Source organism: Methylomonas defluvii (genome assembly GCF_033949435.1).
Taxonomy (GTDB): Bacteria; Pseudomonadota; Gammaproteobacteria; order Methylococcales; family Methylomonadaceae; genus Methylomonas; species Methylomonas defluvii.
Genome location: NZ_JAXARY010000010.1, coordinates 164,340 through 183,672 on the forward strand (window position 1 = coordinate 164,340; position 19,333 = coordinate 183,672).

At 50.1% G+C, this 19,333-nt stretch carries 14 protein-coding genes; 10 read left to right on the plus strand and 4 right to left on the minus strand.

Annotated elements, in window-relative coordinates:
* Positions 1–8: 8 nt before the first annotated feature.
* Together QLH52_RS12585 and QLH52_RS12590 are read right to left on the minus strand one after the other, a co-directional pair.
* The gene (locus QLH52_RS12585; RefSeq protein ID WP_319961815.1) at positions 9–335 is read right to left on the minus strand and encodes a type II toxin-antitoxin system PemK/MazF family toxin; all 327 of its coding nucleotides are present in this window, start codon (positions 333–335) and stop codon (positions 9–11) included.
* Positions 332–589 carry an AbrB/MazE/SpoVT family DNA-binding domain-containing protein gene (locus tag QLH52_RS12590; protein WP_319961816.1) on the minus strand — a complete coding sequence of 86 codons (258 nt, stop codon included), beginning with the start codon at positions 587–589 and terminating at the stop codon, positions 332–334. The genes QLH52_RS12585 and QLH52_RS12590 overlap by 4 nt, the downstream gene beginning before the upstream one ends.
* Positions 590–918: 329 nt before the next feature.
* Between QLH52_RS12590 and QLH52_RS12595 the strand changes: the two genes are divergently transcribed.
* Positions 919–1,452, plus strand: a complete 534-nt coding sequence (locus QLH52_RS12595; RefSeq protein WP_319961817.1) for a hypothetical protein — start codon at positions 919–921, stop codon at positions 1,450–1,452.
* Here QLH52_RS12595 and QLH52_RS12600 read toward each other — a convergent pair.
* Positions 1,430–1,726 carry a hypothetical protein gene (locus tag QLH52_RS12600; RefSeq protein WP_319961818.1) on the minus strand — a complete coding sequence of 99 codons (297 nt, stop codon included), beginning with the start codon at positions 1,724–1,726 and terminating at the stop codon, positions 1,430–1,432. The two genes, QLH52_RS12595 and QLH52_RS12600, sit on opposite strands and share 23 nt — an antisense overlap.
* Positions 1,727–1,968: 242 nt before the next feature.
* On the opposite strand from QLH52_RS12600, the gene QLH52_RS12605 reads away from it, so the two are divergent.
* The 8 genes from QLH52_RS12605 to QLH52_RS12640 all read left to right on the plus strand — a co-directional run bounded on the left by QLH52_RS12605 (position 1,969) and on the right by QLH52_RS12640 (position 9,404).
* The gene (locus QLH52_RS12605; RefSeq protein ID WP_319961819.1) at positions 1,969–2,505 is read left to right on the plus strand and encodes a hypothetical protein; all 537 of its coding nucleotides are present in this window, start codon (positions 1,969–1,971) and stop codon (positions 2,503–2,505) included.
* 12 nt (positions 2,506–2,517) lie between these two features.
* Positions 2,518–4,065, plus strand: a complete 1,548-nt coding sequence (locus QLH52_RS12610) for a transposase (protein ID WP_319961820.1) — start codon at positions 2,518–2,520, stop codon at positions 4,063–4,065.
* Positions 4,066–4,166: 101 nt separating this feature from the next.
* Entirely contained in the window at positions 4,167–4,328 is a 162-nt protein-coding gene (locus tag QLH52_RS12615) for a hypothetical protein (protein ID WP_319961821.1), read from the plus strand.
* 145 nt (positions 4,329–4,473) lie between these two features.
* Positions 4,474–4,971: a hypothetical protein gene (locus QLH52_RS12620; protein ID WP_319961822.1), complete on the plus strand. Its 498-nt coding sequence runs from the start codon at positions 4,474–4,476 to the stop codon at positions 4,969–4,971.
* Positions 4,972–5,043: 72 nt separating this feature from the next.
* On the plus strand, positions 5,044–5,271 hold the full coding sequence (locus QLH52_RS12625; protein ID WP_319961823.1) for a hypothetical protein: 228 nt from the start codon (positions 5,044–5,046) through the stop codon (positions 5,269–5,271).
* A gap of 119 nt (positions 5,272–5,390) precedes the next feature.
* Positions 5,391–5,684: an ATP-binding protein gene (locus QLH52_RS12630; protein ID WP_319961824.1), complete on the plus strand. Its 294-nt coding sequence runs from the start codon at positions 5,391–5,393 to the stop codon at positions 5,682–5,684.
* Positions 5,685–6,273: 589 nt separating this feature from the next.
* On the plus strand, positions 6,274–7,962 hold the full coding sequence (ltrA, locus tag QLH52_RS12635) for a group II intron reverse transcriptase/maturase (RefSeq protein ID WP_319961825.1): 1,689 nt from the start codon (positions 6,274–6,276) through the stop codon (positions 7,960–7,962).
* Positions 7,963–8,081: 119 nt separating this feature from the next.
* Positions 8,082–9,404, plus strand: a complete 1,323-nt coding sequence (locus QLH52_RS12640) for a hypothetical protein (RefSeq protein ID WP_319961826.1) — start codon at positions 8,082–8,084, stop codon at positions 9,402–9,404.
* Between the two features lie 132 nt (positions 9,405–9,536).
* Here the strand turns inward: QLH52_RS12640 and QLH52_RS12645 are convergent, their stop codons facing one another.
* On the minus strand, positions 9,537–10,322 hold the full coding sequence (locus tag QLH52_RS12645; protein ID WP_319961827.1) for a DHH family phosphoesterase: 786 nt from the start codon (positions 10,320–10,322) through the stop codon (positions 9,537–9,539).
* Between the two features lie 650 nt (positions 10,323–10,972).
* Here QLH52_RS12645 and QLH52_RS12650 point away from each other — a divergent pair.
* Positions 10,973–19,333, plus strand: an 8,361-nt coding sequence (locus tag QLH52_RS12650) for a non-ribosomal peptide synthetase (RefSeq protein ID WP_319961828.1), incomplete at its 3' end; no start/stop codon positions are given.

Consider the following 19,333-nt stretch of genomic DNA (forward strand, 5'->3'; position numbering starts at 1 on the left):
CGATTCGCTTATTCGAATAAGGTCGATAGTCGAGCCAGTACGTCATCCATGATGGCGTCTGGCACGCTATCGACCCATCGAGCTTGGCGTGCCACCAAATCCAGTACGCGGGGTTGGTCGCAGCGAATCACACCCGTGGTTTTGATGCCGGTCAACGGCACCGCAAATCCCAAGCGACGGGCAAAATCACCGCCCGTGGTAATAGGTAATACCACCGGCAGTTTGGTGACCTGATTGAACTCATCCGGAGAGACGATGACCACCGGCCGGCTGCCTTTTTGTTCATGGCCTGAGGTCGGATCGAGCGAGACCAAATAGATATCACCACGCTTCATAGCAGTTCGTTACCCACCGCGGGCGTATCGACCCATTCGCGCTCTTCTTCGGACAGGGGGGCGGAATAATCGGAGTTGGCCAGTAATTCGGCGAGGGTATAACGCGGCTTTGGCGATGGTTCTATGACCAAACGGCCATGGTCGATGACCAAGCCTACCGTCGCGCCGGGCTGTAAGTGTAATTGTTCCAATAATGCCGGCGGCACCGCCAGCATGACCGAGCCGCCGACTTTGCGTAGATTGGTGGTATGCATAGCATTTCTCCGGGATGGTTGTTATATAAAAATATAACATCAATTGCCTCACCGCAGACCAGTTTTTCCAATGACTCGACGTTGTAAGTCTTGCATCGGAAAAACAGGCTCTTCATGCGTTCTTTGATGAACGCTGGATCCGACTTTGGTCGGCGTTCCGTCTTTAGGCGGCGAGCACGTTAAACCGTGATCGTGTCGGGTGCGTTAAGCCCGATGTGAAGCGCAGTGGTATTCGCTGCTGCAAATCTAAAACCCGCTTCGGGCGACCATCGCCCGGCCGGGTGCTGTTCATTCGAAGTGTTTTCTTAAATTTTCAAAGGAGAACTTCAATGAACTTTATTTTTGGCATCATTATTTTGGCGCTGTTCATCCTCGCCTTGCGGGTCATATGGGCAACTGCATTGCAACTATTAAACGCATTGAAACATGTGTCTCAAACGGTTCACAGCTATCGAAGCAAGCGCCTAGGGCGAAACCGGTTACCGGTGATCATTCCCAGCATCCGTCATGAGGTGGATTGGTTGGCGATATCGGATTCGGTGCGTCAGGAAATCCAGACGCGCAATCACGGTGTCAATCGTGAGGCTGTCCGACTAGAAGCGCAATTACAGACGAAGTTAAAAACGATCGAGATCTACGAGGCGGATATTCAAATCGCCAAACTGGAACGGGAGTTGTTGAAAATCAAGCCTGTGATCGAAATTCCCGAGCCTGAAGTCAAAAAAACTCGGCGCTCTAAAAAGCAGTCGGTTGCGGTTGCTGGTGTAGAGGCTCAGAAAGTTCCACATCAGGTATCCCAACTTCGGGCAGCACTGAAAGGCAATGGTTTATCGACGCCAGTCAGTGAGTCTGTCCGCCATTGAATACCGCAAGCGTCGCGCCGTTTTGTGTCATCACGGTGCGTACCGGCCTGGCCAAGTCAAGCGTGGGTTCGTCGAAGCGAAAGCGGTCTGGTAACAGCGATTGGAGATCCTCAAAGGTTTCCCGTCGCAATTGTCGGATATTGCTCAACAACTCCCAAGCTCGCTTCGGATCGTCGATGTTTTGCAAAATATCGGCTTCCGCGGCATCCAACTTGGTCAAAATTGTTTTGCAAAGATTTAACGCATTCAGTCTGGGATCGAGTGGTATTGCCATCGATTTTCGTACTGGTTGCGTGCTCTCAGTCTGCTTAGGACTGAGGAAATCAAAAATGCGCAAAATATCGTCAAACATGGCTTTTTCTCTGCTTTTTAATGAGTTTTAGCCACCATATACCGATTTTTGTGTAAATTCAACCCCGCTGGGCAAGCCAATTTTCGGCTTTGTTCGGCGATTTTTACCCGTAGGAACCTCATCCTTCCGGGTGGTCGTTCCTGCATTTTTTGGAGGACATGACCATGAAAACAATCAACCAACCCAGCGTTGGCGCAACAGCCGAAATCAGCCCGGTTCGCTATCTGAATCAATACCGCTGCCCATACTGCCAAACCGAATGGGAGGATGGTTGGGATTGCGGGTGTAACGATCGCTGCCCGAACTGCAACAAGGAAATCGAGCCTTATGAAAGCGCATTGATCGAGGGTGAATCGGCGGAAACCGAATGGCCAGTCGAAGAACCCGCCTTAGCCAAGGCCACGCCGGATGGCGCGAATCGATGCTACGTGGTGTCGTATGAAATCGACTACGTGCACCGAGTGTCAGTCGGCATCACTGCGGACAGTCCCGAAGCGGCACAACTGATTGCCGAACAGGCATTCAACGACGCCACGATTTGGGATGACACCGCTGCCATGCCGTTATTGTTCGATGACTATCATGAATCGGAGGGTGAAAGCCTGGTCTGGGAATGCATTGCCGTTGCACAGTTGCCGGAACCGGATTATCCTAAAAAAATCAGTCAAACCGTACCTTATACTGTGACCTCTTTGAATTGACGGGGTTTAGCCATGGTATTACCGCCAGCAATTCCTCACCCAACGGGTGAGGCCGAAATCAGTTTGAAAAAGCGAGAAATAGCTACTGTGGTTGCCGATACCTTCGACGGCAAAATCCACATTGAATGGGATCCGCAAGCCCAGGTGACGCCATTGGGTCAGTTACCCTTTTTCATTCAATATCTAAAAGTAGGTCATCTATTCGAACCTTGGGTCCAGGAATGTCCACTGCGCTATGCCAGCAACCATGCGCCTAAAAAGGTCAATGTGTTGGGCTCGTTTCTATTATCGATTCTCGCCGGCCATACGCGTTACGCCCATCTCACCAGTTTGATGGGGGATACGGTTAACGCTCGGCTATTGGGTATGACCAAGGTGATCAGTGATGACAGCGCCCGACGAGCCTTATATAAAATCGATGAGGCCGACGGCATTCGCTGGTTGCAGGATCATTTGTATCGCTGCTACAGCCCGTTACTGAGTCAGCCTTGGATTCTCGATACCGATGTCACCGTCAAGCCACTCTATGGTCAGCAAGAGGGGGCCGTCGTCGGGTATAACCCCAAGAAACCCGGGCGTCCTTCACATACCTACCATACCTATATGATGGCCAACCTGCGCTTGATCATGGAGGTTGAAGTGCAGGCCGGTGATCAAAGTGCATCCTCCTATTCGGCGCCCGGCTTATGGGCCTTGCTCGAACGTATTCCACAAGCACACTGGCCGGCGTTTATTCGGGGCGATTGCGACTGGGGTACAGATGCCATCATGACCGAAGCGGAACAACGCGGCCTGCATTATCTATTTAAACTACGTCAATCGGAATGGGTCAAGAAACTCATTTTGCAACGGCATTGCCAGCCGGGTTGGGAACGCACCGCTGATGGCTGGGAAGCACTGTCCACCCAATTGAAATTAAGCACCTGGAAAAAACCGCGTCGCGTGGTGCTGGTTCGACGCAAATTATCCAAAAACGTTGTGGTGGCTCCCGATGCACAACAAGCCTTACCGGTGCAGCTATCACTGATTGAATCGGCTGAAAAATTGGCGGCTTATGAATACAGCGTATTAGTCACCTCGTTATCCCACGAAACGGTCAGTATTGTTCAGCACTATCGGGATCGGGCCGATTGCGAAAATAACTTTGATGAAATCAAAAATCACTGGGGTTGGGGAGGCTTTGTTACGCAAAAAATCAAACCCTGCCGCCTAATCGCTCGCATGATTGCCCTGATTTATAATTGGTGGTCGCTGTTTGTGCGTCTGGCTGAGCCCGACAAACATTACGAAGCCATCGTTTCTCGTCCCTTGTTACTTCATGGTGTTGGCAAACAAACTACCCACGCAGCGCAAAAGACGCTCACCATTACCAGCACCCACGGCAGAGCGGCTTATGTTCGAGCAGCCTATCAAAGGGTTTGTCAGTTTTTTGATGAACTAAAAGCCATTGCGCCGCAGTTGACACCCATAGGCTGTTGGTACCGAATTTTGAGTGAAGCCATGAAAAAATATCTGAACGGGATGATCTTGAAGCCGCCTGAACAGGTCAGGTATGGATGAAAAATCCCCCGTCATTTCTAGATCACAGTGTTGTAACAATGCTGGAAAATTCTGGCAGGATTAAGCTCAACTGATTTTTTTAGGATTATTCGGTACGGCAATTGAAGAAAGAGCAAGCGGCCATGCGGGTTTGTCGGGGATTGGTTGAAGCCTATCAACAAGGCGAAGCCAACGGCGGCAGTATCGATTGGGAGGACTTGGATCAGTTAATCCCTCTAGCATTACAAGCTTTGGGAAAACCTGCACTGGAAATCCAATCCTAAAAATGCGCCCGTTGAGACGCGCAATTTGTAAAAGCCTGAGTTAGCCAAGTCATTCGCTTCGGCGCTCATTTATATCCACCCAAACGGGAATGTCCTATTCCCGCTGGGGAATCGTGATGTTTCCGTGTTTTTTGAGGACAACATCATGAATCAAATCTTTGAACACACCTTCGGCACGGGTCATTGCATCCAGTACCAGCGTTTGCCGTCCGGCACCTGTTATCACGCCGATACACCGGAACCGGTGGTCGAGTTGCTGGAACAGCTTCGCCATAGCCGGCGCAAAATCCGGCTGTATTACGGCGATCCAGCTACCGGTCAGTCGTGGCTTGATGAGCACGATGTCATCGGCTGGATTGGTCGCTCGACCGGCACCATCAAAGTACCGTTATTGATCGAACCAGGCGATATCGGTGGTCCGGCATTACTGGACCACTGCATCGTCCGTGTCGACAGTCCCCGCCAGGTGCTTTACCAACACGATGATTTTCGAGTTGGCGAGGTAGAACTGGTCAGAGGCGAGCTTAAACGCTTGCCTTGGGAAATCTGTATCGACGGCTGCGTGCATGCCCGGTTCAAAGTAAAAACCGAAGCCCGGCAGTATCAGGACTTCATTCAAGGTAAGCGGTTTTCCTTCATTTGATCCCACTTGGCTGGATGCTGTTCGTCCTATCAGGCTAACGATCCAGCCGACATTCATTTTTTGGAGATTGATATGCAATGCGATTTTGAACAAATCTTTGGTACAGCTAACACGGTTAAATTGATCAAGGCCCTTGATATCGTGGTTAATTTGGCAGAAGGCAATTGTCTGGAAACGAGTGACCCTTTAATTGCAAGCGATCCGGCATTATTGGAAGAAGCGCAATGCCAATTAAGGGCGTTAGACATCGTCAACGCATTTTTAAACAAGCTGGTAGCCAAACCAAAAGCTCAAGCCTAAAACAGCATTATTTAACCACTGGCCTAGCCAGTATCACCCGCCTCGGGGAGATGATCCGTTCTCCCCGTCGGGGTTGGACTGTGTCGTTTCCTCGGGGCTTTTTTATTCGAGGAACTCACATGAAAACCACACAATTATCGGTAAACCCCGAAAAATTGATCAACAACTTGCGCTTCAGCTTTACCCAGTCCACCACGGTATTGGGAGAGCTGATGCAAAATGCCCGCCGTGCCGGCGCCAGGTTCGTCAGCTTCGAGTATTCGGAAGACGCTCGAACCTTGACGGTGTGTGACGATGGCTGCGGCATTGCCTGTTTGAAAACGTTACTCACCGTAGCAGAGTCCGGCTGGGATGTTGAGGTCATCGAACGGGAACATCCGTTTGGACTGGGAGTGCGACGTGAAGTCGCATAAGTAACTGTTTTGGCTGCTTCGGCGGCAATGAAACCTGCCATTCCCTTGGCAGTAGCCTACCGCCACATGCGGTCTTGGTAACAGGACGGTGTGAAGCTGGCGGAACAATGTAACCCATCCTCAATATGAGGTAAACCGAGCCCGCGAGGGGGAAGTGTATCTGCGAGCACAACGCGGAAGGGGGCTAGGCTTGGTGGTACGGTTAACATATGTGAACTGTTGATAAACTCCGTGACGAACATAAGCCAAATGTGCTGACAGGCTTTAAACCAAAATGGTAAGTGGCTGGCTGATCTGCTTCCGAGTCGGATCACAGGGGCATTAAAGCCACCGGAGAAAAGACAGAACCTAACCCACTGTTGTTATTTATGCGGAACACGGTAAACCCGATCCTTTGCCAGCGATGGCAAGCCGACCGCAAGGAAGGCCGATGAAGGGCGGGCATAGGATGGCGGAAAAAGCGAATGCTGCCCTGTAATGGGGTAGATAGGGATTGAAACATCATCCCGACTGGTAACGGTGCAGACTTCCGCTTGGTCTCTCGTCACGAGAGAGTTTGTAGAACCTTACTATAAAGGAGGAAAAGCAAATGAACGTCGTTACATCAGCGTGTGCAGCCTCCGGCTTTGAAGTGGACTGGCACAGTATCAATTGGGGCCAATGCCATCAACAAGTCAGAAGGCTGCAAGCGCGTATCGTGAAGGCAATACAGGAAGGCCGCTGGGGCAAGGTGAAAGCTTTGCAATGGTTGCTGACCCACTCGTTCAGCGGCAAGGCCATTGCCGTCAAGCGGGTGACTGAAAACAAAGGTAAGAAAACTTCGGGTGTGGATGGAAAAACCTGGTCAACTCCGAAGGCCAAATCTCAGGCGATGTCATCTCTCAGAAGACGTGGTTACCAACCGCTTCCACTGAGACGGGTCTATATTCCAAAGAGTAACGGGAAAGAAAGGCCACTGGGTATCCCGACGATGAAAGACCGGGCAATGCAAGCGCTATATCGGCTTGCACTAGAACCCGTATCGGAAACCACAGCTGATCCGAACTCTTATGGCTTCAGGCCCGAAAGATCCACGGCAGATGCAAGAGAGCAATGCTTCACGGTATTGAGTCGTGCGTATGCTCCGCAATGGATTTTAGAGGGTGACATTAAAGGCTGTTTTGACAATATCAGTCACCAATGGATGCTTGAAAATATCCCCATGGATAAATCGATACTCCAAAAGTGGTTGAAGGCCGGATACGTCTACCAAAATAAGCTCTTCCCAACGGAAGCGGGTACCCCGCAAGGCGGTATTATTTCGCCGACGTTGTCCAACATGACTCTGGATGGGCTAGAAACCTTGTTAATGAACAGATTCGCCTTATCGAATAGAACCGGGCGGTTTAGTCATGGTATGGCAGCAAGGCATCAGGTCAACTTGGTTCGGTATGCAGATGATTTTATCATCACCAGTAGATCGAAAGAATTACTGGAAAGTGAAATCAGACCCATGGTTGAAAACTTCCTGCATGAGCGCGGCTTGCTGCTCTCGGCGGAGAAAACCAAGATCACGCATATCGACGAAGGCTTTGATTTTCTCGGATGGAATGTACGCAAGTACAAAGGGAAATTACTCATCAAGCCGGCTAAGAAGAGTGTGAAGGCTTTTCTGGATGAAATCCGAGCAACGGTAAAGGCTAACAATCAAGCAAAGCAGACAAACCTGATAAGACTCCTTAATCCAAAAATCAGAGGATGGGCGAATTATCACAAAGCTGCGGTCGCTAAGGTTATCTTTTCTAAGGTAGACAATGAGATTTGGAAATTGTTATGGCGGTGGGCATTGCGCAGACATCCGAAAAAGAGTGGTTTATGGATAAGGCGAAAATATTTCAGTTCAAACGGCAGTCGCGGCTGGGGATTTAATGCAACCTTCTTGGCATCAGACGGGAAACCGAGGCGAATGACATTGGTTAAGGCCACTGATACCGTTATTCGGCGACACGATAAAATCAAGATGGACGCCAATCCCTATGATCCGAATTGGGAACCCTATTTTGAAGGCCGACTTGGTCTAAAGATGAAAGGTAGCCAGAAAGGAAAAAGGCAACTGTTGATATTGTGGCTGGAACAGGCGGGAAAATGTTCGATTTGTAGCCTGCGGATTACGAAGGAAACGAGATGGCGAATCCATCATATCCTCTCAAAATCCAAAGGTGGCAAGGACAATCTATCCAATCTGACCTTAATTCATCCCAATTGTCTGTATAAAACCAAGCCTAACACCGATAAGTAAGATGTGTCACCGGTTTCCGTAAGGAGGCTTTGCAGAGGCTTGAGCCGGATGAAGGGAAACTGTCATGTCCGGTTCTTAGGGGAGGAAGCAGCAGCAATGCTGTTTCCTTACCCGACTTTTTGTCAGCCATTTTTGCCTGCGATGCCATCAGCGTCGACAGCAAAGGCGGTCGTTTTTCGGTGGATACGGCTGAGCTTTTGGCCTTCCAACCGATTGCGATCGAGCCAGCTGACTGGCAAGGCATCACGCGTTTGACGTTGACCCAGTTCAAACCGGAAGCGGATCAGATCGAATCCCAGTTGTGTCGCTTGGCGCGGGGATTTTCGATTGAGGTGCGTTTTAACGGTGTCAGCCTGGATCGGCCGCGAGCGGTCAACTCAACGTTACCGTTCATCGAGACCGAACTAGGTGATCTGTACTTGTATGGCTTGTCCCAGGGCGAAGACTGGTTACGGCAATCGGAGTATTTTCATCTGTATTTGCAAGGCTTACCGGTCTATCACAGTCATCACGAACGAGATCCCGGTCATGTCATCCACTTGGATTCATGCCGGTTTTTCGCGCGGTTGCCAGATCGGGATAAATTGATCGATGAAGCGCAGGTGATTGCTGTGGGCAAACAGGTTCTGCAGCGGGAAGCCAGGCAACGACTGGAAGTGATCAAGAGCGAACGGTCGGAGGAAGACTTTGTGCAGGGCTACGACACCCTGAAAACGTTCCGCTGCCTGGATTTACTGAATGATGTGTCATTATTGCCCAAACAGGTATTGGCGATCATCCAGGATTATCCGATCAAGGAAGGCTATAGCACCGTGAATTTAGCAGCGGTTTCGCAACCGGTCAGCCAAAGCGATGTGGAAAACGGCCTTGTCAAAGTCGCAGACCTGGATGATCTCGATGAGGTCGGTGCGCTACGCTGGATGTTTGCTTGGCACCGCGATTATCGGGTATTTCGGCCGGGGTTGGATGCCAGGCATTGGCTATTTTCGTACTTGGTCGATTTGAACGGACCGGCCATCACCCTAGACATCGTCAACGAAACGCACCGCGCGTTTTTTGCAGGGCAATGGGTGAGTGGTCAGGCGGTATTTTGTGAAAAATACCGGTTAACCCTGAATGGCGAGTCTGTCGACATCGATCACGATGCCGTCTATGACGAGGATCAGGACGGCTTCATCGTACCCAGTCGGGAGTCATCCGGGTTGGTGGTTTGCCAGGCATCGTCCTACTACGACGAATGGGATACGTTCATGGAATCCGCCAAGGAAGCCGATGAATGGGATTTTCATAACTTCGTGGTGGCCAATACGGCTGACAAACCAGCGGATGCTCTGCAACGACTTCTACCGACCTTCAGTAGCTGTCCGTCGCTGTTTTCCAGAAAATTTCAGTTGGCATTAAGCGATAACGGGCAGGTGTTGGCAGTTGTAGAAATCGATTAATTAATAAATTATCAATCAAAAATGCCTTATTCCTTGGAATAGGGCATTTTATTTTTGGGGGGATCTGGATTGTATCTATCCAATGTCTTCTTAGGCATGATTTAACGCCAAAAGATCTATCAAGCAAACCAGCTAATGATAGTGCAGAGAAAATGCCTGAATGAATTCAGAAAGTTGACCCTTCTCAAGGTGATTGATACCGGCAGCGGCCTTGCGCCCTCCGCCTGTACTAAATTTATCGCATAACTCGACAGCACCAGTTTTATTATTTAGCGGAGCCCTGACACTAACCTGGTAGCCTCCCTGCTGATTATCCATTATTAGAGCATGGGCCATATCTGGATTGCGATTAGCCAGTTCATTTGCCCATACACCCGTTACCCGGTGAGCCCATTTTTCATTTGGCAGCATAAAGACGGCAGCATGGGGGCTATTGAACTCCGGCTTTAGTGTTTCAGCATAATGGATGTCATCAGCATATGCTGTTAGCAACTGTAGATATAACTCGTCTTGCTCCACAATAAAATCCAAGGGTGATGGATATCTTGCCAGGATTCGATACAGAACATCCGGTGCAAAATGCAAATCGTCCAATTTCGAACCATATGCATTGTAATTAATGCATATGCCTAGTTGTTGTAATTTCTGCAATTGGTCATTTGTTAGGCATAGAGGCTTTGCTGCCGTACGAGCGCTCTCGACCAAATTATCACCAAATGCGCCTACTACTGCCCAAGCTGAAAAGCGTTGATGCACATAGTTATTTATCAGCAAGCTGGTGCAAATGCTGGCGTCGGTATCAATTAAGGTAGTCAAGCAAGAATGCAGAGGGATGTCACCGCAAAAATGATGGTCGGCATAAAAAATCGTTATCTGACTTTTCAGTAAATTTAGCAGTGCGGCACGGTTCGTATTCAAAGAGATATCTAAGACCGTCAGGCTGCACTGAAACTCGGCTTAACAATACAATATCGCGTTTAACGCCTGTAACTAATTGAGCCTCGGCTGGATATGCAAGCCGAAGCTGAATTAGTGCACAAATACCGTCCGCATCGCCATTAAAAATATCTATATTCATTTTAAGTTTATTGGCTAAATTGCGACCGTTACATTTTTAGGCACAACAGTCTGCAACGTTTCGCCACAACGAACAATATTCTCCTGTCAATTCTAGCCAGAATAATCAATGGTCTCAGCAACTTTGAAATAGAAACCAATTCATTGGACAGCATCGAGTGTCCTTTGGTCATTAGTGATGACGATGACACCCCTCTTTTTCCTCACTTTCAGCGATTTTAGACATCAAGCCACCCTGGCCAAATTTAAGTGTTTTTGATCTGTTGCTTAGCCAACAGCTCGGTGGGGAAATTATTTCGATTAGTCGTCTTCTCTATACATAAGCGGTCTTGGTCGTTTGGGTTTGCTTTGTTATTCGAGTCAAAACGCTATCGGCCACATGTTCAGGCTCTATCTGCCATGAGCAAGCAGTACGCAGATATGAATTACCTGCACTTGAAAATTAGAGATGGAAATTTAAAAAATTTGATACCGCATCGGGTTGGATAGATATGGAGGGTTATGTGTTAAGCGAACGACATGATTTAGATGGTTCCGCCGATGATGCTCCATCACTCGAAGGAGCGACTTCCCTGACGGATGTGTTGCAGCGACGCGCAGCATGTCACCCCCACCGGATTGCATATACAGTTTTGGATTATGGGGCATCAGGCCAGCATTCGCTGACCTATGACGAACTGAACGCAAAAGCCAGGCAATTAGCAGCATCGTTGCAGCAGGTGAGCATGCAAGGTGAACGAGCATTATTACTCTATCCGCCCGGCTTAGATTACATCGTAGCCTTTTTTGCCTGTCTTTATGCCGGGGTGATTGCTGTTCCGGCCTATCCGCCAAGCAATAATCGACATATGCCTAGGTTACAAGCCATTCTTGATGACAGCAAAGCCAAAATAATTCTTACCACCCAGCAAGTTGCCAACAACATTCGTCACTTCTCCAGCGCCACGGGTGATTTGTTAGATAAACATTGCCTGCAAACAGATGTCGCGGAAAATAGTGATGACGCTAGTTCATGGCAAGCCCCTATCTTAAAATCCATAGATCTGGCCTTTTTACAATACACCTCGGGCTCAACCGGCGACGCAAAGGGGGTGATGATTAGCCACGGCAACTTGATGGCAAATCAACAGTTAATCAAACGCCGATTTGGCCATGACGAACGATCGACCGTGGTAGGTTGGTTACCGCTTTATCACGACATGGGTCTAATTGGTAATGTCATGCAGCCCTTGTATTGCGGAGCTAGTGCGATTTTGATGGCGCCGATGGCGTTTTTGGAGAAACCGCTACGCTGGCTGCAAGCCATTAGCGATTACCGTGCGCATACCAGCGGCGGTCCTAACTTTGCTTACGATTTGTGCGTCCAAAAAATCAGTCCCGAAGAGTTGGCCGGAATCGATCTAGGCAGTTGGCAACTGGCATTTAATGGTGCCGAACCTATCAACCCTCTGACCTTGCAACGATTCAGCGAAACATTTTCGGCATGTGGATTCCAGCGGCGTGCGTTCTATCCCTGTTATGGCTTGGCTGAAGCAACATTATTGGCAACTGGGGGCGCTAAACAATCCCTTCCAAGGATTGCTGCATTCGATAAAACGGCCCTGGAGCAACGCGTAGTCCATTCGACAGATGACAATCAATTGAATGCCAGAAGCCTTGTGGGATGCGGCGCTATCGATATTGATGGCGGACAAGGCTTGCGTATTGTCGATCCAGATAACGCTACTTGTTGTCCGAATGGTCGAATCGGAGAAATTTGGCTAAGCGGCCCCAGTATTGCTCAGGGCTATTGGCAAAATCCCGAAATGAGCGACAGAGCTTTTGTCCATGATGCCCAAGGTCACCCCTGGTTGCGTACTGGTGATTTGGGTTTTATTGATGATGGTGAATTGTTCGTTTCTGGGCGTCTGAAAGACCTGATCATTATTCGCGGTCGCAATTATTATCCACACGATCTTGAGTATGCTGTCGAAGCGGCAACCGATGCTTTGAGTCCTGCATCAACAGTCGCGTTTTCGGTTGATGAAGGTGATGGCGAAAAGTTGATTGTGTTGGCGGAATTAAAGCGTAATCGCATCAGACAAGGCGATTTTCGTAACGAATTCTCTGCAATCCGTGCCCGATTAACCGAAGAATGCGGTATCCAATCCGACCGGATCTTATTTCTCAAACCCGGCGCTATATTAAAAACCAGCAGCGGAAAACTTCGGCGAAATGCTTGCAAGGCGCTTTTTTTGCAACAAGGTTTTGAGTGCATCGCCGTCGACGCACAGAGAATCTCCGACGCTACGTCTCTGCCGTCGGCGAAGGCGAATCAAAGTGTTAACGAACGGCACCTATTGCGTCAGGCCTTATTGTTGATGGATCGCTCCCATGCCGCCGATCTGTTGACGGAACACCTTGCGCTCAAAGCGGCCGAATTATCCGGAGTGGCCGCCGGCACTGTCGAGCCGACCCATACCCTGAGCAGCCTGGGCCTCGATTCGCTGAAAGCAGTGGAAATGAAATATTTCATCGACGAATTATTGACGGTCGATATACCGATCACCAGTATGCTCGGTAGCGCCACCCTGTTTGACAGTGCTGTCACCGCACTGAGTTTGGTCAAGACTATCGACCAAGAGACCTCGTCTCTTATCAATAAAGATGGTCAGAGTTCAAATACCTCCATGTCATATAACCAGCGGGCGTTATGGACACGAGCAAGAATGGAAAGTGCCGAAGCGCTGTATCACATGTCAATTGCATTACAGATACAGGGGGAGTTGAATTGCAACGCATTAGGACGCGCCCTGTCCGAATTACACAGGCGGCATGATCAATTACGCTGTGGTTTTGAGCTGGACACCAACAATGAATCTATTTGCGCACCTCTTGATCAATCAATGCATGAGCTCGAACAGGCCGACTGTAGCGATCCTGTCCAGCGTACGGAAACTTTGCGAAATTTCGTTAACAAACCGTTTGATTTGCGACACGGACCATTGCTGAGATGTGGAGTTTTCAGCTGTGGTGCTAACGATCATTTGCTGGCTTTTTGTGCGCATCATCTGATCATCGATTTTCGATCGTTGTTGGTATTACAGCGGGAACTACAAACGCTTTATACAGGATATGCGAGAGGTGTTGAGGCACAATTGCCAGAGGTCAAAACGAATTATTCCGAATACATCGTATGGCAACAGTCCTATCTGCGAAGCGAGGCGGCAAGTCGGGATAAGCTGTATTGGCAAGAGCAATTAGCTGGCGAGCTGCCGCAGTTAATATTGCCGGGAAATTTCACGGCACCTTGCAGGCAATTAAGGCGCGGAGGTGCGGTGGGGCTAACAATAGAAACAGCCAATCTTGTTCGCCTAAAAGCATTGGCGTCAACGCACAACGTTACTTTATATACGCTGGTGTTGACGGTGTTTAAAGCCTTGTTATACCGGTACACCGCTCAACATGATTTGATTGTCGGTACACCGACGCTTGGCCGGCCGTCTAGCCGCTTTGCGGACCTGGTTGGCTATTGTGTAAATCCCGTTGCGTTACGTAGCAAACCGAGCGGCGAATTAACGTTTTGTGATTATCTGGCAGATGTCAATGCTGTGGTGCTCGGAGCACTAGAGCATCAAAATTACCCGCAATCGCTAGTCTTAGAAAAATTGCGATCCGAACACCGCCAAAGCAATATTGAACTTTATCGAACTTTCTTCGTATTACATGACAGCTCTGATTCCGACGTCGCGGCGTTGGCTTTGGGTCAAGCCGGGATAAGTTTGCGATGGGCCGGCTTAGAAGCCCGATCAAGCGCATTGCCCGATACTGCGGAGGAATTCGAGTTGGCCGTGTTGGCGGCAGAAACGCGAAACGGCTTGACGGTAACATTCCGTTATTGCCGTAGCGCATGGGAGCGCGAGGGGATTTTCCGGCTATTGGGCCATTTCCAATGTCTATTGCTCGGCATGTTAGCGGAACCAGGCGCTAGATTGAGCCAGCTACCGTTATTGACTGCGCCGGAACGCCTGCAACAGAAAGACTGGAACGCAACCGAAGCAGCCTATCCGCAAGACCTTTGCCTCCACCAATTATTCGAAGTTCAGGCCAAGAAGACACCAGACACCGTGGCCTTGAACTTCGAAGAGCAAACCCTGACCTACGCCGAACTGAATGCCCGCGCCAATCAGTTGGCGCATTATCTGATTGAGCAAGGCGTCGGCCCTGAGGTACTGGTCGGCATCTGCATGGAACGCTCACTGGACATGGTGATTGGGTTGCTCGGCATCCTCAAGGCTGGGGGCGCTTATGTGCCGCTCGATCCGACCTATCCCGAGGAGCGGCTTCGATACATGCTGGACGATGCTGACATCCGCTTGTTACTGACCCGGCAAAATTGGGCGGGGTTGGTCGTGTCCGCACAGCGACCAACGGTGTATCTCGATCAGGACTGGCCATCCATCAACTTATGTTTGGATAGCAACCCAGGGGTTCGCAATCTCCCGCTCAATCTGGCTTATATCATTTACACCTCCGGCTCTACCGGTCAGCCCAAAGGCGTGGCCGTTACACATCGCAATGCCGTACATTCGACCTTCGCGCGATTCATGCAGTATCCCGATCAGGTCAAAGCCTATCTGCTCTTGTCGTCGTTCGCCTTCGACAGCTCGGTAGCGGGCATTTTTTGGACCCTGGGGCAAGGTGGTTGCTTATGCTTGCCCGGCGAAAATGCCGGCAAAGACCCTGCCGCGTTGGCGGTGCTGATCCAACACCAACAAGTCTCCCACCTATTGGCGCTGCCATCGTTGTATGCCGTATTACTGGAACAGGCTACCGAGTCTCTGTGTAGTCTGAAAGTGGCTATTGTCGCTGGCGAAGCCTGTGGCATCGAGTTAGTCAAACAACACTTTGTCAGCCTACCTGCTGTCAAACTCTACAACGAATACGGTCCAACCGAAGGCACCGTCTGGAGTAGCGTTTACCAAGCCGGTTTGGATGATTTGGACAAACCATTATCGATAGGTCGACCGATCGCTAACGTCCGCCTCTACGTTCTGGATCGACACCTTAATCCGTTGCCAATCGGCGTGGCCGGTGAACTCTACATCGGTGGGGCCGGTATCGTACGCGGTTACCTGAAACTCGCCGAGTTAACCGCAGAACGTTTTATCCCCGATCCCTTTCAGGCCGATGGTGGCCGTTTGTACAAAACCGGTGACCTGGCCCGCTACCGATCCGATGGGGCACTCGAGTTTTTGGGCCGCATCGACCATCAAGTCAAGATCAGAGGTTTCAGGATTGAACTAGGCGAAATCGAAGCGCAACTGCTGGCGCATGGCAAGGTCAAGGAAGCCGTGGTCCTAGCACGGGAAGACCAACCGGGCGACAAGAAACTGGTGGCTTATCTGGTGCTCAGTGAACCTGCCGTCGATCAACACGACGAGGTGGTCAACCTGCTGAAAGTCCATCTGAAACAGGCTTTACCCGACTACATGGTTCCAAGCGCCTTCGTCATTCTCGACGAAATGCCGCTGAGCGCCAACGGCAAGTTGGACAGGCTACGCTTGCCGGTGCCAAACTGGGGTGGCCAATCCGCACTATTGTATGAAGCGCCACAAAATCCAATTGAAATGGCGTTGACGCAAATTTGGCAACAACTGTTAGCAATTGAACGCATCGGTCGTCACGATAATTTCTTTGCGCTGGGCGGCGACTCAATCCTGAGCATCCAGGTTGTCAGCCGGGCACGCCAAGCCGGTATCGTCATCACTCCCAAGCAGTTGTTCGAGCGGCCAACAGTGTTCGAACTGGCGGCAATTGCCGAGACCGCAAGTCACGCCGTAGCTGAACAAGGCCTCGTTACAGGCGATGTCGAGTTGACGCCGATCCAGCATTGGTTCTTCGAACGCGGCTTGAGCAACCCACACCATTGGAACCAAGCCCTGATGTTGAGAGTCAAGCCCGAGCTGACATCCGCTCTGTTCGAGGCTGCGCTGCACAAATTGTTAGTCCAGCACGATGCTCTGCGGATGCGCTTCACTAACGAAAATGGCGAATGGCGGCAAACCAATCTTACGGAAGAAGAGCAGAATGTATTCAAACAGGTCGATTTATCCCACGTTCCTGTTGCCGAGCGCGACGCGGTTCTGCAACAACAAGCCAGCGACTGCCAAGCCTCGCTCCATCTGACGCATGGCCCCTTGTTACGCGCCGTATGGTTCGACTTCGGCGATAACGAAAGTCACGTTGTAATCGCCATCCATCATTTGGTGGTTGACGGCGTCTCCTGGCGCATCCTGCTGGAAGATTTGAACCTGGCTTGCCAACAAGGCCTGGAAAATCAATACCTAAATCTACCCGCCAAGACCTCATCATTCCAATATTGGACCAAGCGCTTGAACCAACTGACGCAGAATGGCGGGCTAAATTCAAGCATCACCTACTGGTTAGCCCCTCAGAGATCCCAAGCAGCAACATTACCAGCCGATTATCCACACGGTGCCAACGACTTAGGACTGGAAAACGAAGTAGCCGTCTCGCTGAGTGTAGAACAGACTTTGACTTTACTGCAAGAAGTACCGATTGCCTACCGCACGCTAATTGATGATGTCCTATTAACTGCGTTGGCCCTGACTTTGCGTGATTGGCTGGTAGACGAGGAATTGTCGGCAGCTTCATCCTCGGCCCAAACAGCAACGACCATATTGCTGATAGACCGCGAAAGTCACGGCCGGGAACATCTGACTGACGACCTGGATATCTCCCGTACCGTCGGTTGGTTTACCAGTGTCTACCCATTGCTGTTGGAATTGCCCAAGGGCGATGATTTGGCACGAGCCTTGAAAACTGTCAAAGAACAAATCCGTGCGGTTCCGGATCATGGCATTAGTTATGGTCTGTTACGTTACCTTTCGACTGATGGCGAACTTAAACAACATTTGATCGCTCAACCACCAGCACAAATCATCTTTAACTATCTAGGGCAACTAGACACCGTACTCAGCGAAGGCGCGCTGTTTAATCCCAGTACCGACGCCGCTGGTCTTAGTCATGATCCGACAGGGAAGCGTGCGCACGAACTCGATGTGGTTGCCAGTATCCAAGGCGGTAGGCTGCATTTAAGTTGGCGCTACAGCCGGGAACGTTACCGCTGTAGCACCCTGGAAACGCTGGCTAATCGCTACCTGCAACACTTGCAAGCCTTGATCAGCCACTGTAGCCAAACCGAAGTCGGTGGCTACACTCCATCCGACTTCCCTTTAGCTGCTTTAAGCCAATCTCAGCTCGATATTTTGAATTTACCGCTGCGGCAAATCGACGATATCTATCCGCTGGCACCGCTACAACATGGCTTGATATTCCATAGTCTGTATGAGCCGGACTCTAATGTTTATCGCATCCAACTTGCCTGTAGACTGACCGGCCCGCTTGATACTTCGATCTTTAAACAAGCTTGGCAACAACTGTTGGAACGTCATGCAGTGTTGCGCAGTCGTTTCTTGATACAAGATACGGAACAACTGTTACAAATCGTTGAACAACAAGCGAGCCTACCGATCACAGAACACGACTGGCGGCACGAATCTGAGAGTGAACGGCATGTACGCTGGCAAGCTTTGCAGGCTACCGAACACGCACAAAATTTCGACTTTGGTCAAGCACCGCTAATGCGTTTAAATCTAGTCAACTGCGGAGCGGACGAGCATTACCTGCTATGGAGTTACCACCACATTCTAATCGACGGCTGGAGCATGCCGTTGTTAGTCAAGGAAGTATTCAACATTTACCACGCTTTACTGAGAGGCGAACCGCCCCAGCTAGCGCCAATTCAATCTTACCATCAGTATATTGCCTGGTTACAAGCACAGGATAAACAGGCTGCCGAAGCCTACTGGCGGCAACAATTGGCTGGCTTTGAAGCCGCTACCATACTTGGAGTTGATCGCGCACCGGGCAGCAAGGGCTGGCTAGGTGAAATCCGTAAAGCCCGTCTGAATTTGACAGACGGAGTTAACCAAAGCCTGCAACGTCTCGCCAAACAACGGCATCTAACCATCAATACTTTAGCGCAAGCTGCGTGGGGGTTGCTGCTCAGCCACTATAGTGGCAACAGTGACGTTGTATTCGGCATTACAGTCTCCGGCCGTCCAGCGGAACTGCTCGGTATCGAAAATCAGGTTGGTTTGTTCATCAACACCCTACCGCTTCGGCTGCGTATCGACCCACATCAAACCGTCGGCGAGTGTCTGCAAGCTCTGTTTGAACAAAATCAGACTTTGCGCCATTACGAATATGCGTCGTTGGCGCAAGTGCAAACTTGGTCCGACATTGGCCGCGGCCAGGCTCTATTCGACAGTCTCTTGGTGTTCGAAAATTACCCGATAGACCAAGCCCTGATGAATATCGGCGGCCCGATAAAAATAGACCGCGTGGTTGAACGAGAGCCGACTAACTATCCCTTGACATTGAAGGTCTTCCCAGGCGACTGCTTGCACATGGAAATTCACTATGACGACGGTCGCTTTCCGGCCAACACCGTCGGGGCGATGTTAGAACACCTAAATCAGCTCTTGGAAACGTTTGCCGAACAACCACAACTCAAGTTAGGCCAATTACCGACTCTGACCGAAAACGAAACACAGCAAATTTTGCACAACTGGAACACGACAGAAGCAGTATATCCCCAAGACTTTTACCTCCATCAATTATTCGAAGCTCAAGCAGAAAAGACACCAGACGCCGTTGCGTTAAGCTTTGAAGAGCAAAACCTGACCTACACCGAACTGAATGCCCGCGCCAATCAGTTAGCACATTATCTGATTGAGCAAGGCGTCGGCCCTGAGGTACTGGTCGGCATCTGCATGGAACGCTCA

Coding starts and splice junctions, on each gene's coding strand:
- QLH52_RS12590 (WP_319961816.1), bottom strand. CDS start 589: ATGCATACCACCAATCTACGCAAAGTCGGCGGCTCGGTCATGCTGGCG.
- QLH52_RS12605 (WP_319961819.1), top strand. CDS start 1,969: ATGAAAACAATCAACCAACCCAGCGTTGGCGCAACAGCCGAAATCAGC.
- QLH52_RS12595 (WP_319961817.1), top strand. CDS start 919: ATGAACTTTATTTTTGGCATCATTATTTTGGCGCTGTTCATCCTCGCC.
- ltrA (WP_319961825.1), top strand. CDS start 6,274: ATGAACGTCGTTACATCAGCGTGTGCAGCCTCCGGCTTTGAAGTGGAC.
- QLH52_RS12585 (WP_319961815.1), bottom strand. CDS start 335: ATGAAGCGTGGTGATATCTATTTGGTCTCGCTCGATCCGACCTCAGGC.
- QLH52_RS12600 (WP_319961818.1), bottom strand. CDS start 1,726: ATGGCAATACCACTCGATCCCAGACTGAATGCGTTAAATCTTTGCAAA.
- QLH52_RS12610 (WP_319961820.1), top strand. CDS start 2,518: ATGGTATTACCGCCAGCAATTCCTCACCCAACGGGTGAGGCCGAAATC.
- QLH52_RS12620 (WP_319961822.1), top strand. CDS start 4,474: ATGAATCAAATCTTTGAACACACCTTCGGCACGGGTCATTGCATCCAG.
- QLH52_RS12625 (WP_319961823.1), top strand. CDS start 5,044: ATGCAATGCGATTTTGAACAAATCTTTGGTACAGCTAACACGGTTAAA.
- QLH52_RS12630 (WP_319961824.1), top strand. CDS start 5,391: ATGAAAACCACACAATTATCGGTAAACCCCGAAAAATTGATCAACAAC.